Source organism: Tahibacter soli, assembly GCF_025717065.2.
In the GTDB taxonomy this organism is placed as follows: domain Bacteria; phylum Pseudomonadota; class Gammaproteobacteria; order Xanthomonadales; family Rhodanobacteraceae; genus Tahibacter; species Tahibacter soli.
In genome coordinates this window covers 124,908-138,595 of the sequence record NZ_JAOVZO020000001.1, presented here as the reverse complement: position 1 = coordinate 138,595, position 13,688 = coordinate 124,908, and the positions used below count along the sequence as shown (strand labels likewise).

Sequence of the window (13,688 nt, the reverse complement as noted above, 5' to 3'; positions counted from 1 at the left end):
CCATGACCGCGACACAAGTTCCGCCCGATGCCGGACGCTGGCGCAAAGTGCGCCAGCTATTCGACGACGCGCTCGCGGTCGAACCGGAGTCGCGCGACGCCTGGCTGCGCCGCGCCGCCGGCGACGACGCGACGTTCGAGGCAGTGCGGCGTCTGATCCGCGTACACGACGAATTCGCGCAGACGACGTCGGCGCCGCACGCAGGGGCCGCCGCACGCGCGATCGACGCGATGCTGCGCGACGGCGACCTCGACGCCGGCGCGCAGATCGCTGAATTCCGCCTCGAACGCCTGCTCGGCGAAGGCGGCATGGGTCGCGTGTATCTGGCGCAGCGGCAGGTGGCCGGCGTCGTTCAGCGCGTCGCGTTGAAGATCGTGCCGTTCGCCGTGCACGAACGCCGCACGATCGAACGCCTGCGGCACGAGCGCGCGATACTCGCGACGCTCGACCATCCGGGCATCGCGCGCCTGATCGATGCCGGCGAGCTGCCCGACGAACGCCCCTACTTCGCGATGGAATACGTCGACGGCGTCGCGATCACGCGCTACTGCGACGAACGCACGCTCGATCTCTGCGCTCGGCTGACCCTGTTCGCCGACGTCTGCGAAGCCGTCGCCTACGCGCATCGGCGACTCGTGCTGCATCGCGACCTCAAGCCCGGCAACATCCTCGTCGATCGCGACGGCCGCGTGCGCCTCGTCGACTTCGGCATCGCCAAGTCGCTCGACGGCGTCGCGGCGAACGGCGAGGCCACCGTCGACGGCGGCTTCTTCTCGATCGGATCGGCCGCGCCCGAACAGGTGCTCGGCCTGCCCACGTCCGTGGCGACCGACGTCTACGGCCTCGGCTGCGTGCTGCACGAACTCCTCGCCGGCGCACTGCCGTTCCGCTTCGCCAACTTCGCGCGCGAGGCGATCGTCGACACGATCGTGCATCGCCCGGCGGGGCCGGCGAGCGAGTCGGCCCGCGCGAACGACACCGCCGCGCGGCAGCGGCAGCTGCCCGACGGCAACGCGCTCGCCGCCGCGCTGAGCGGCGACCTTGACGCGATCGTCGCGAAAACCCTGCGCAAGGAACCCAACGACCGCTACCGCTCGGTCGACGACCTCGCCGCCGACGTGCGCAACGTGCTCGCCTTCCGGCCGATCGCGCTGCGCGCATCGGAGTGGCGCTACCGGTTCGTGTGCTTCGTGCGGCGCCACCGCATCACCGCACTCGTCGCCGCGCTACTCGGCGCGGCGGTGCTGGCGACGACGGCGTTGTCGATCGCCCAGCACCGCACCGCGCGCGTCGAACGCGACCGCGCGATCGAGGCGCTCGCGACCGCGCAACTCCAGCGCGACCACGCGCGGCGCGTGACGAGCTTTCTCGTCGACGCATTCGAAGCGGCCGACCCGGTCAAGGCGCGCGGTCGCGAACTGCGCGCGGACGAACTCCTCGCCAGCGCGGTCACATCGCTCGAACAGAACTCGGCAAGGCAGGACCCCGCACTGCGCGCGACCATCTCGCAGACGCTGGCCCACCTGTTCTTCGCGCTCGACCGGCTGCCCGAGTCGGTGCAACAGGCGCAGATCGCCCGCGCGGCGTTCGCACAGACAGCCGAACCGTCGGCCGAACTGCGCGCACGCCAGAGCCTCGCCGATGCCGAAGCGGCGTTCGCGCAGAATCGCTACCGCGACGCGGTCGCGGCATCGGCCGAAGGCATAGCGCGCCTCGGCGGCGGTACGCAGGCCGGCGACGGCGATCTTCTCTACGACCTGTTCTCGATACGCGGTCGCGCAAACGTCGGCGCCGGCGAAACGAAGGACGCGGAGCAGGCGTTCGAAACCGCCGTCGCGATCTTCTCCGGACGCGCCGACACGCCCGTCGCACGCATCGACCTGCTGCGGCAGCGGCACGCCGCGGTCGTGTCGGATTCGGGCGCGTTCGCGCAAGCGCGCGACCTCATGCGAACGCTGCTGGACGAGCAGCGCGCGCGCCCGAACCCCGATCCCGTCACGCGCATCGAAACGCTGCGGCAACTGGCGAAGGCGTACGAAAGGCTCGGCGATCTCGATCCGGCGCAGCGCCATCTCGCCGAAGCGCTGAGCCTGCACGTTGCGACCTACGGCGAAGACAACGCGACGACCGCGAGCCTGATGGGCGATACCGCGTCGCTCTACACGCGCCTGGGCCGTCACGCCGAAGCGATGCACCTGCGTGCGAAGGCACTCGATGTCGGCCGGCGCCGCATCGGCGAGGACAGTCCGTTCGTCGGCACGCAATACGAGCGCATGGGCGCCGAATACCGCCACTACTGGCACGCGTTCGACCAGGCCGAACGCGCGTATCGCACGGCGCTCACGCTGACGCCGGTCGACGCGCGCGCCAACCGTGCGACGTATCAGCAGGCGCTCGGGGAAGTGCTGATGGCGAGCGGGCGTCCACTGGAGGCCGAATCGATGCTGCTCGACGCCGAATCGACGCTCGCCGGACTGTTCGGCGATTCCCTGCGCGTCCGCGCGGTCGCGGCGAGCCTTGCGTATCTGAGCTATCGCAAGTACGCGTTCGACGAGGCGCGCGAGCGGCTCACGCCCGAGGTGATCGCCACGGTTCGCGCGTTCGAGAAAGACGACCCGTATCAGCGCGACCAGATTGCACAAATGGACGAAATGGCCGCATTCTTCGGGTTTTGACGCGACGGCACGAACGAGCGAAATCCATGAGCGACCTTCAACCGTCGTCCGACGCGCGGCGCTGGACGAAACTGCGCAGGCTGTTCGACGACGTGCTCGCCGTCGAACCCGGCCTGCGCGACGACTATCTGCGCCGCGCCGCGGACGACGATGCGATGTACGCGGCCGTGCGCGATCTCGTCTCGGTGCACGACGCGTTCACCGGATCGGACGGCACGCTCGGCGACGCGAACATCGCGAACGCGTTCGGGGGCGTTCTGCGCGAGGCGGAACTCGCGCGCGACCAGGTGATCGACGGCTTCCGCATCGAGCGCCTGCTCGGCGAAGGCGGCATGGGTCGCGTGTACCTGGCGCAGCGGCACGTCGCCGGCGTCGTGCAGCGGGTCGCGCTCAAGATCGTGCCGTTCGCCGTGCGCGAGCGCCGCACGATCGAACGCCTGCGGCACGAACGCGCGATACTCGCGACGCTCGACCATCCGAACATCGCGCGCCTGATCGACGCCGGCGAACTGCCGGACGAACGCCCGTATTACGCGATGGAATACGTCGACGGCATCGCGATCACGCGCTACTGCGACGAACGCGCGCTCGACCTGCGTGCGCGACTCGCCCTGTTCGCCGACGTCTGCGACGCCGTCGCCTACGCGCACCGGCGCCTGGTGCTGCATCGCGACCTGAAACCGTCGAACATCCTCGTCGATCGCGACGGCCGCGTGCGCCTCGTCGACTTCGGCATCGCCAAGTCGCTCGAAGGCATCGCGGCGAACGGCGAGGCGACCGTCGACGGCTTCTTCTCGGTCAGTTCGGCCGCGCCCGAACAGGTGCTCGGTCGCGCCTCGTCGGTCGCGACCGACGTCTACGGCCTCGGCTGCACGTTGTACGAACTCGTCGCCGGGTCGCCGCCGTTTCGCTTCACCGATGCCGCACGCGAGACGATCGTCGAGACGATCGCGCACCGCCCGGCCTCGCCTGCGAGCGATTCGGCGAGCACGAATGACGGCGCGGCGCGTGCGCGGCAGCTGCCGAACGGCGCCGCGCTCGCCATCGCACTGCGCGGCGATCTCGACGCGATCGTCGCGAGAACCTTGCGCAAGGAACCGAACGACCGCTACCGCTCGGTCGACGATCTCGCCACCGACGTACGCAACGTGCTCGCGTTCCGGCCGATCGCATCGCGCACGTCGGAATGGCGCTACCGGTTCGCGTGCTTCGTGCGGCGCCACCGCGTCACCGCGCTCGTCGCCGCGCTGCTCGGCATCGCGGTGCTCGCGACGACGGCGGTGTCGATCGCGCAATACCGCCGCGCAAGCGTCGAACGCGACCGCGCCGTGCAGGCGCTCGCGGCGTCCCGGCGCGTCACGAGCTTTCTCGTCGACGCGTTCGAAGCGGCCGACCCGGTCAAGGCACGCGGTCGCGAACTGCGCGCCGACGAACTGCTCGCGAGCGCCGTCGCATCGCTCGAAAACCAGGCGCCGTCGCAAGACCCGGCACTGCGCGCGACGATCGCGCAGACGCTCGCGCACCTGTTCTTCGCGCTCGACCGGCTGCCCGAATCGGTGCGGCACGCGGAAATTGCCCGCGCGGCGCTCGCGCAGGTCGCGGATCCGTCCGCCGAACTGCGCGCGCGGCAGGGACTCGCCGATGCGGAAGCGGCGTTCGTGCAGAACCGGTTCGGCGATGCGGTCGCCGCGTCGACTGCCGCGATCGAGCGTCTCGGTGACGGGATGCGCGTTGACGACGGCGAGCTGCTCTACGACCTGTGGACGATACGTGGTCGTGCGAACGCCGGCGCCGACGCGAGAACCGAAGCAGAGCGTGTCTACGACGCGGCTATTGACCTGCTTTCGCGGCGAGGCGACCTGCCGGTGGAGTACGTTGATCGGCTGCGCCAGCGTCACGCAACGCTGATTTCAGACAACGGCAAGTTTGCCGAAGCCAAGGCGCTACTGGCCGACCTGCTGCACGAGCAGCAGTCGCGGGCCGGACTCGATCCGGCTATTCAGATCGAAACGATGCGGCAGCTCGGCGTCGCGTATGGACGGCTGTTCGACTATGAGCAGGCTGCCCCCTACGTCATCGAAGCGTACAACCGGCATGCCACGATCTACGGGACCGACAACGCTGCGGCCGCACGCCTGATGTCGACCATGGCATCCCTCTACATGAGCCTTGGACGTGCTGCGGAGGCACTGCAGCTACGCGCGCGCGCGATCGACGTCGGCTTGCGGCGTATCGGACCGACGAGCCCGTTTATCGCGAATCTCTACGATCGCATGAGCACCGACTACTACTACACGCTGCACGATGCCGAACGTGCCGAGCAGATGTCCTACAAGGCGCTCGCCGCGACGCCGCCGGAGTCGCTCGGCAATCGCGGTCTGCTTCTGCAATCGTTCGGTGAGCAACTCATCGCCCAAGGGCGGCGCTTCGAAGCCGAACCGATCACGACCGAAGCCAACCGCTTGGTGACGTCGATCTACGGGGAAGGCGCGGACGTCGGCTTCGTCCGCGCCGATCTTGCATACATTCACTTTCGCAAGTACGACTTCGACGCCGCCCGGCAGCTGCTGGCGCCGTTCGTGATCGAGCGCGCCAGCAAACTCAAGAAAGACAACCCCTGGCATGTCGGGCGCATCGCCCAGATGGAAGAAATGAAGACGTTCTTCGGGCTTTGAAACGACGCATCGCACCGCCGCTCACCGCACCGCGTCTTCAAACCCATCCGCAAAGATCGCCTCGCCGCTCGTACACGCACCGTTCGCGTCATAGCGCCGCACCAGCGCGTCGTTGCCGACGCCCTGCACGAACACGCTGCCGCCGAGCACGCTCCAGCCTGCGACGCTCGCACCCGCCGCGACGCCGCCCGACATCGCAAGATCCGTCGCCGCGCGACACGGCGCGCCGTTCGCGTCGAACTCCGCGACGCGCGCGGCGGTGGCGCCGCTCGACCCGACGAAGACGAAGCCGCCGACGAGCGCCCGGCCGTTCGGCGCGACCGCAAGCGCCATCGGGTTGCCGACGGTCGCCGCGCTCGCATCGCGCAGCACCGCGCCATCGCTGCCGCGCACCCGCACGAGCCGGAAGCGATGATCGAAAACCGACTCGGGCACGATCAGCACGTCGCCGTCCGCCAGCGGCGCGAATGCGCCGATCGACAGGCTCGACGGCGCGTTCGGATTCGGCAGCACCGTCGTCCACAGACGTTCGCCGGTCGCCGACAGCTTCCACGCCTGCGCCTTCGGTACGCCGAACGACGATTCCGGTGCGGCGACCACGACGAAACCGCCGTCCGGCGCCGCGGCGACATACGACGGGCCGAGCGGATTGCCGATATCGCCGGGCTCGGTGTCGTCGAACAGCGCCGCGCCCTGCGCATCGAGGCGCACCGTCCGGTAGCCGCCGTCGAGCGAATCGCCCTGCCCGGTCACGATCGCGCCGCCGTCGGCCAGCGCGACGATGTAGCTGCCGGCGACCTTCGCGTCGCCGGTCGCGTAGCGCCACGCCGGCAGCGCGTTGCCGGCCGCATCGTAGCGGATCACGACGAAGTCGCCGTCGTCGCTCCCCAATACGTAGAGATTGCCGTTCGCGTCGACGCTGAGATGGCGCGATCCGTAGCGCTCGTCGTAGCGCAGGTTCGCCGGCGAGAACTCGCGCTGCCAGACGACGTCGCCGGTAGCACCGTCGTAGACGCGCACGTAGACGGTCATGCTCGCGCTCGCACTCTGGCCGACGAGTGCGACACGGCCGCCGTCGAGGCGTTCGATCGCCGCGATATTGAGCGCCTCGTGCTCGCGCAGCCACGCGAACGCGCCGTCCGCGCCGAAGCGCGCGAGCGCCGCGTGTGCGCGGCCGTGATGCGTGACGTCGATCGCGGCGAACACGACGCCGTCGTCCGTCGCGCGTACGCCGCTCGCGGCGACGCCGCGCACCGGTTCCGGGTGCTGCCAGGTGCCGATCCACTGCGGCATCCACTGCGCCTGCGCGCCGTGCGCGGCGCACGCGAGCGCCGCCGCCATGATCGTTCGGATGACGCGGGACATCGTTCGCTCCTTGTCGGATATCGGACCGTGAACGCCGCGGCACGCGGCGACCGTACATCGTGAGTCGCGCGGGAGCGTGCCCTGGTTGTGCGCTCGCGTGCCGACCGGAGTGACGTTGCGTGCGGTTGGTCCGGTCGCGCCCGGCGTTGCGCGCTGCAAGACGCTCGTGCCGCGTCTGGGCGCAATGCAACGGCGACCGCGTGCGCGATCGCGCCGCGACAACGTTTGCGGCCATGGCACAGCGCTTGCTCGGTTATCGGAAGTTTTCCACACAGCGAGAAACGCCATGGCCGCCAACGGTTCCAATGCGATCGACATTCTCAAGGCCGATCACCGCGAAGTGGAGCATCTGTTCGCGCAGTTCGACGCCGCCGACGGCGACGCGCACGCGCAGGCCGAGCTCGCCAGCCGCATCGGGCAGGCGCTGGCGATCCACGCCGAACTCGAAGAGTCGTTGCTGTATCCGCGCCTGCTGAAGACCGAAAAGGGCGAAGAGGAAGTCGACCTCGTCTGCGAGGCGACCGTCGAGCACGGCACGCTGCACGGCCTCATCGCCGACATGAACGGCCGCGATCCGAGCGACCCGATGGTCAAGGCGCGCGTGGTCGTACTCAAGGAATACGTCAAGCACCACGTGCGCGAAGAGGAAAAAGAACTCTTTCCGAAGGTGGAAAAATCCGACCTCGACCTCGATGCGATCGGTGCGGAAATGCAGGAACTGCGACGTTCGCTCGAATCGCAGGTGGACGGCGGTGCCGGCGGCACGCTTATCCACGTGACCGAGGTCTCGCACTGACGCGATCGTTTTTCGGGACGGCAGGGACGCCCAAGGCCTTTCGCCACGGGGCGACAGGCGACCAAGCGCGCGCCGCGACCGTGACGCGGCGCGCGCGCAACCGGAAGCATCGTCATGACAGGCAAATCAGGCCCATCCCCCGGTCGCGCCGCGGTCGCGCGCCAGCGCCGGATCCAGAAAGGTATCGACGAAGGCGAACGCGCTCGCGGTGGCGGCGACGAAGAGAAGCCGCCGGTCATACAGGCCGGACACGGCAAACAACCCGAGAACCCGCTGCCCGAGCAGCATCTGGCGAAGCCCGGCCGCGAGGCCGATCTCGATCCGCCGCCGCGGTTTCTCGCGCCGCAATACGCCGGCAGCGGCAAGCTCGACGGATTCGCCGCGATCGTCACCGGCGGCGATTCGGGCATCGGTCGCGCGGTAGCGGTGCTGTTTGCGCGCGAAGGCGCCGACGTCGCCGTCGCGTACCTCAACGAGCACGAGGACGCGCAGGAGACGAAACGCTGCATCGAGGCCGAAGGACGCCGCTGCATCACGATCGCCGGCGACGTGCGCGACTCGTCGTTCTGCGAGCGCGCGGTACGCCAGACCGTCGAGGCGTTCGGTCGGCTCGACGTGCTCGTCAACAATGCCGCGTTCCAGGAGCACTGCGAGTCGCTCGAAAAACTCACCGACGCGCACCTGCAGGAAACGCTGCAGACGAATATCGCCGGCTATTTCCACATGGCGCGCGCGGCGCTGCCGCATATGCGCGAGGGCGGTTCGATCATCAACACCGGATCGGAAACCGGCATTTTCGGCAGCAAGGAACTGCTCGACTACTCGGCGACGAAGGGCGCGATCCACGCGTTCACGATGGCGCTCGCGAGCAACCTCGCCGAACGCGGCATCCGCGTCAACGCGGTCGCGCCGGGTCCGGTGTGGACGCCGCTCAATCCGGCCGACCGCAGCGCGAAGGACGTCGCGAAGTTCGGACAGGACAGCGCGATGGGCCGGCCGGCGCAGCCCGAAGAACTTTCGCCCGCCTACGTGTTTCTCGCGGCGCCGTGCTGTTCGAGCTACATCAGCGGCGCGGTGCTGCCGGTGATGGGCGGACCGCGCGGGTAACCGTTCGAAGCGCCCGCTTGGGGGAACGACGCCTTCCCGCCGTCACAGCGGGAAAGAGGCGTCGCCGATGAATTGCCGAGTTTTTTACATTGTTCTTTTGTATTGCATCGGTACCGGTCCGGCGTCGGCCGTCGGCTGGCGCTACGTCGAAGCGCCGCCGACCGCGCCGATCAACGCGGCCGATTTCATGATCGCGAGCGACGGCGCGTTGTGGAGCCTCGGCTACGACGGTGCGCGCCGCACCGACACGACCGGCTCGACGTTGCCGCTCGCCGCGCAACCGGACAGCTTCGTGCCCGAGTTCGATCGCGCCCTGCCGCTCGCCGACGGCGGCGCGATACTCGTCGACGACGGCCTCGCCTGCGGCGTGACGCGCACCGACCGCTCGCTGCGCCGCATCTGGCGCGAAACGACCGCCTATCCCTGCGTCGACGTCGCCGCCTCGCAAACCGGGCGCACCTGGGTCGCCGACCACGCAAACCTGTACCTGTTCTCCGATGCGGGACGCCGGCTCCTGATGTTTCCGTTCGACGACGTGGCGTACACGCGCGTCGTGCGCATCGGCGCCGCACCGGACGGCGGCGCGTCGATCGCGGCAACGGCGGGCACGAGCGGCGACAGCGTGGTGCGCCGGTTCGACCGGACCGGCTACATCGAATGGACGTGGGCGAATGCGCCGCTGGAGGTCGAACGCGTTGTCGTCGACCCTGCGGGGTTCACGTACGTCGTCGGCTTCGTGCGCGCGTCGAACTTCACGATCGGCAATCTCCACGTGTACAAACTGCAGGCCGAGGGAGGGGGCTGATGTGGCACTACGCGGCGACGAACCGGCTCGAGCAGGTACGCGCCGCCGCGCTCGACACCGACGGTTCGCTGCAGGTGCTGATGGAAGCGGGCACGGGCACCGCCGCCGCGCTGTATCGCATCGGCACCGACGGCGCGCTCGCGTGGCGCAAGGAAGTCTGCGTCGGCACCGAGCGCGCCGACATGCCGACAATGACGCTGCTGCGCAACGGCGACACCGCGCTCGTATGCGCGGACAACGCCGGCGCGCGCTTCCTGCGCGTCGACCGCAGCGGCGCGACGCGGGCCGAAGCCACGCTGCCGACGGTCAACGCGCGACCGATCGCCACGCGCGCCGACGGCACCGTTCAGGTGCGCGGCAGCCGGATCGCCGGTTCGCTTCAGAGCGAGCTATACGCCGTCGACGCCGACGGCAAGGTCGTCGACTCGCCCGGCGCGACGCCGAGCGCCGGACGCGGCCAAACCCTCGCGGCGCAGCGCCTCGACGCGAACGGCGCGAGCTATCTGTTCGCGCATCCGATCTACACCGACGACACCGACGCGATGACGCTGACGAAGGTCGGCGCGAACGGCGCGCCCGCGTGGCGCCGGACGGTCGCGGGCAACTGGTACAACGTGCGCATGACGGCCGGCGGCGGGCGGCTGTGCATCGGCGGCAAGGTGGTCGGCAACCCCACCGGCCCGACCAACGAAATCCGCTGCTACGACGACGCCGACGGCGCCGAGCGCTGGGCGAAGAGCCTGCCCGCGACCAACGGCGGCGAAGCGTCGAAGGCGTGGCCGCCGCCGGGCCCGCCCGATGTCGACGACTACCAGGTGCTCGACGACGGTTCGCTGATCACGGTGCAGGGCGACGCGACGACGCATGCGTTCATCCGGTTCGACACGAACGGCACGCAGGTCGCGCGCGTCGTCGGCGCCGGCGGCATCGCGTCGGCGTCGCTGCACGGCGCGGGCTGGGCGACGCTGAGCCTGCGCAAGACCGACGGCGTTCCCGCGCTCTTGCGCTACGACCGCCAAGGCAACGCCAAGGCCATCGGCGCTTCCGCGAACGCACTCGGCGCGTTCGAACTCGCCGACGGATCGACCGCGGCCGACGGCGGCGTGCACGCGATCGCGCGCGAGGCGGCGTCGCCGTCGACGGGCGGGCGCGAGCTGTGGTCGATCCGCGCCGACGGCACCATCGCCTGGAAGCGCGCCTATCGCAGCACATACGCCAAGGCCGCGATCGTCAGGTCCGCGAACGCGGCGTATCTGGTCGAACGCGAGAACGACCGCGGCGCGAGCGAGCCGGAAAGCGTGCGCGTGCAGGCGTTCGCGCCCGGCGACGGTGCGCCGCTCGCAACGATCGACGAAGCGCTCGTATTGCCCGGCGGCGGCGGCGCGTTCGCGCTCTCGGCGTCGGGCGGCGTCGCGGCACTCGCGACCGGGCAGCGCGAGCGCCTGCGCATCGCGCGCTACGACGCCGTCACCGGTGCACCGCTCGACGAGCGGTACGCCGCGTGCGGCGACTTCTGCGGGCGCGTCGAGGCGCTCTCGCTCGACGCGAACGGCAACGCGCGCGTCGCACTGAACGTCGCCGATCGCGCGGTTGGCGCAACGGTCGGCGTATTCGCGCAGGCCGATGTCGGCACGGACGCGCCGCGCATCCGCATCGACCAGCCCGGCATCGCGGGCGCCTGGTGGGCGCCGTACGCGAACGGCGAAGGCTTCGCGCTCGACTACCTGCCCGATTCGCGCACGTTCTTCATGCCGTGGTTCACGTTCGCGCGCGAAGGCGGCAACGCCGCGAGACAGCAGCGCTGGTACGTCGTGCAGGGCGCCATAGCGCCGAACGCGACGAGCGCCGAACTCGCGATCACGCTGACGGATCCCGGCGAGTTCGACCGGGAACCGCCGCGGCAGGCGCGGCGCGTCGGCACGGCCTTCGTCCGTTTTACCGATTGCGACAACGGTACGTTGCGCTACGCCTTCGACGCCGACGTCAACGGCGGCGCGCACGGCACGATCACGCTGTCGCGGCTCGGCGCCGCGGTCGCCGACTGCGCGCTCGCCGATGGCACGACGCGACCCGGCGCCGGCCTGGCGCCACCGGCGAACGGGTTCGACGCGCGACTGTCGGGTTCGTGGTTCGAACCGGCGACGGCCGGCCAGGGCCTGCAGTTCGTGGTGCAGCCCGGCGGCGTGTTCTTCGCGCCGTGGTTCACGTTCCGCGTGGCGTACACCGGCTTCATTCCGCTGCCGTTCGAACCGCGCTGGTTCACGCTGCAGGGATCGCTCGCGAGCGCGCGCGACGGCGTCGTCGAACTGCCGATCGTGCGCACGATCGGCGGCGCGTTCGACAGCGTGCCGACGAACAACATGTTCGCGGTCGGCACGGCGAAGCTCACGATACTCGCGTGCGACAGGGCGACGCTCGACTACCGCTTCGACAATACCGAGGAAGCGGCCGACATGTTCGCGCGCGCCGGCACGATCGATCTCGTCAAGGCGGGCGGCTGCGCGCGGTAGCGATCACGATATGCCGCGCAGGATCGCGGCAGGCCGTTTTGGCGGCTCCGGCGGATGTTCGCAAACCTCGGGCGCCTGATCCCAGCGCACGAAGCGCGTGATCGCGACGCGTTCGGCCAGCACCGACGCAACCTCGGCGACGCGGTCGCCGACGGTGCGCGCCGGGTCCTTCACGAACGCCTGCGCCAGCAGCGTGTCGAGGTCGGCGGGGTTCGACGCGGCGATGTGCATCGCGACGTCGCCGCAGAGCGCGGCGAATTCGTCGGTCCGCAACGCATAGTCTGTGTCCGTACCGATTTCGACCAGCACGCCGATACGTCCCCCGTGAACGTAGGCATGTATCGTTCGACAGACAGGCTTCATCGTCTGGCATCCGGCCGATGCGGCGTAACTGCCGCGCGCGCATCATACTGCGCACCGCCGCCACGATCTTCGCATCGCCATGCGCCAACGTCGTTCCCGCCTTCCTGCCGTCGCGCTGCTGGCCTGCGGCGCGCTGCCCGTCACCGCGTTCGCGCAAACCGCGTGTTCGACCGAGGCCTCGAAGAAGGCGGCGGACGCGATCGCCGCGCCGCGCGGCGTCGTGCGGGCGGCCGTCGCGGGCAACGACCTCGACACCGACCTCGCGCCCGCGACGAGCGACGCGATCGTCGCGCTGAAAGCGGCGCTGGTGACGCTCGTCGACGCGCAGGTCGCGTGCGCCGCGTCGAAAAGCACGGATACGAAAACGCTCGCTGCAGCGCTCGAACGCGCCGCCGGCGACGGCAAGACCGGCGATGCCGCGATCGGCGTCGAAGCCAGGACATTCGACGACCCGCCGCTGCTCGGCGTGACCGCGCAGATTCCGATTCCTTGCGGCGTCGATGCGCTATGGCTCGCGTACGTGCCGGACGGCGCGCACTGGCGCCGCGTGCTGACGACGACGAGCCCGCGCTATGCGCGCGTCGACGGCGCGTGGAGTGCGTTCCAGGTTGCCGTATCGCCACGCGACGGCGACGGCCGCTGGTTCGCGGCGATGTCGCATATCCGGCCCTGGTGCACGTCGACGTGGTCGACGATCGACTACACGGTGCTGCGGCCGGGCGCGAATCCCGACGCGCCGGCACCGGTGTTCGCCGGCAGCGACGGCCTGTGGTGGGGCAACGACGACACCGGCCGGCTGAAAGTCGACGCCGGACACGTCGAGCTGCGCTTCACCGGCGCGAGCATCGACACCGGCTTGCACAATCGCGAATACGTACGCCGCTACGCGATCGACGGTGCGACCGCGACGCGCGTGGCGCCCGTCGCAAGCAGCGCACGCGACTTCGTCGACGAATGGATCGTCTCGCCGTGGCCGCTCGCGCGCCGCTGGTCGGCGCAGGCGTCGTCGCTCGAGCAGGCGCACGAGGCGCTGCATGCCGCGCGCAAGCGCTACGAACCGGTGGAATTCGGCGCCATCGCCGCCTGCGTCGACGCGCCCGGCACGACGCAGGTCGAACTGCGGCGCGACGACGGCGCGGCGTCGACGTTTTTTCGCGTGAGCGGCAACGGCGACTACGTGATGGCCGCCGTCGCCGAGCGCGGCGCCCCGCATTGCGACACGCCGCTGCCTGAAACGCCCGCGGCGGACTGATCGCCAATCGCCGCCGTGGCGGCGATCGTCGCGCCGGCCGCAACGGCCGGCGTCACCCGGCACCGCCACCCCGCCCGTCCCGGCATCGCGAACCGCCTTCCGTCGCAACGGAAGGCGTCGCCGCGCGATTCATAATTTCT

General features: G+C 70.0%; 9 protein-coding genes. 7 read left to right on the top strand and 2 right to left on the bottom strand.

Going from position 1 to position 13,688, the window contains the following annotated elements; genetic code table 11:
- Positions 1-2 precede the first annotated feature (2 nt).
- Together OD750_RS00670 and OD750_RS00665 are read left to right on the top strand one after the other, a co-directional pair.
- Entirely contained in the window at positions 3-2,675 is a 2,673-nt protein-coding gene (locus OD750_RS00670; RefSeq protein WP_263544470.1) for a serine/threonine-protein kinase, read from the top strand.
- Positions 2,676-2,701: 26 nt separating this feature from the next.
- The gene (locus tag OD750_RS00665) at positions 2,702-5,350 is read left to right on the top strand and encodes a serine/threonine protein kinase (protein WP_263544469.1); all 2,649 of its coding nucleotides are present in this window, start codon (positions 2,702-2,704) and stop codon (positions 5,348-5,350) included.
- 21 nt (positions 5,351-5,371) lie between these two features.
- On the opposite strand, the gene OD750_RS00660 is transcribed toward OD750_RS00665, so the two are convergent.
- On the bottom strand, positions 5,372-6,715 hold the full coding sequence (locus OD750_RS00660; protein WP_263544468.1) for an outer membrane protein assembly factor BamB family protein: 1,344 nt from the start codon (positions 6,713-6,715) through the stop codon (positions 5,372-5,374).
- 286 nt (positions 6,716-7,001) lie between these two features.
- Between OD750_RS00660 and OD750_RS00655 the strand changes: the two genes are divergently transcribed.
- The 4 genes from OD750_RS00655 to OD750_RS00640 all read left to right on the top strand — a co-directional run bounded on the left by OD750_RS00655 (position 7,002) and on the right by OD750_RS00640 (position 11,933).
- A complete protein-coding gene (locus OD750_RS00655) occupies positions 7,002-7,511 on the top strand; it encodes a hemerythrin domain-containing protein (protein ID WP_263544467.1) in 510 nt (169 codons plus the stop codon).
- Between the two features lie 114 nt (positions 7,512-7,625).
- Entirely contained in the window at positions 7,626-8,618 is a 993-nt protein-coding gene (locus OD750_RS00650; protein ID WP_263544466.1) for an SDR family oxidoreductase, read from the top strand.
- A 67-nt stretch (positions 8,619-8,685) separates the two neighbouring features.
- Positions 8,686-9,423: a hypothetical protein gene (locus tag OD750_RS00645; RefSeq protein ID WP_272841727.1), complete on the top strand. Its 738-nt coding sequence runs from the start codon at positions 8,686-8,688 to the stop codon at positions 9,421-9,423.
- Positions 9,423-11,933, top strand: a complete 2,511-nt coding sequence (locus tag OD750_RS00640; protein ID WP_272841726.1) for a hypothetical protein — start codon at positions 9,423-9,425, stop codon at positions 11,931-11,933. Before OD750_RS00645 ends, OD750_RS00640 begins: the two co-directional genes overlap by 1 nt.
- Before the next feature lie 3 nt (positions 11,934-11,936).
- Here OD750_RS00640 and OD750_RS00635 read toward each other — a convergent pair whose 3' ends face one another.
- Positions 11,937-12,296, bottom strand: a complete 360-nt coding sequence (locus OD750_RS00635) for a hypothetical protein (protein WP_263544464.1) — start codon at positions 12,294-12,296, stop codon at positions 11,937-11,939.
- 79 nt (positions 12,297-12,375) lie between these two features.
- On the opposite strand from OD750_RS00635, the gene OD750_RS00630 reads away from it, so the two are divergent.
- Positions 12,376-13,548: a hypothetical protein gene (locus tag OD750_RS00630; protein ID WP_263544463.1), complete on the top strand. Its 1,173-nt coding sequence runs from the start codon at positions 12,376-12,378 to the stop codon at positions 13,546-13,548.
- The last annotated feature ends 140 nt before the right edge of the window (positions 13,549-13,688 follow it).

Excerpts from the sequence above, each read along its gene's own strand:
- OD750_RS00670 (WP_263544470.1), top strand. The coding sequence starts at position 3 with ATGACCGCGACACAAGTTCCGCCCGATGCCGGACGCTGGCGCAAAGTG.
- OD750_RS00665 (WP_263544469.1), top strand. The coding sequence starts at position 2,702 with ATGAGCGACCTTCAACCGTCGTCCGACGCGCGGCGCTGGACGAAACTG.
- OD750_RS00660 (WP_263544468.1), bottom strand. The coding sequence starts at position 6,715 with ATGTCCCGCGTCATCCGAACGATCATGGCGGCGGCGCTCGCGTGCGCC.
- OD750_RS00655 (WP_263544467.1), top strand. The coding sequence starts at position 7,002 with ATGGCCGCCAACGGTTCCAATGCGATCGACATTCTCAAGGCCGATCAC.
- OD750_RS00650 (WP_263544466.1), top strand. The coding sequence starts at position 7,626 with ATGACAGGCAAATCAGGCCCATCCCCCGGTCGCGCCGCGGTCGCGCGC.
- OD750_RS00645 (WP_272841727.1), top strand. The coding sequence starts at position 8,686 with ATGAATTGCCGAGTTTTTTACATTGTTCTTTTGTATTGCATCGGTACC.
- OD750_RS00640 (WP_272841726.1), top strand. The coding sequence starts at position 9,423 with ATGTGGCACTACGCGGCGACGAACCGGCTCGAGCAGGTACGCGCCGCC.
- OD750_RS00635 (WP_263544464.1), bottom strand. The coding sequence starts at position 12,296 with ATGAAGCCTGTCTGTCGAACGATACATGCCTACGTTCACGGGGGACGT.
- OD750_RS00630 (WP_263544463.1), top strand. The coding sequence starts at position 12,376 with ATGCGCCAACGTCGTTCCCGCCTTCCTGCCGTCGCGCTGCTGGCCTGC.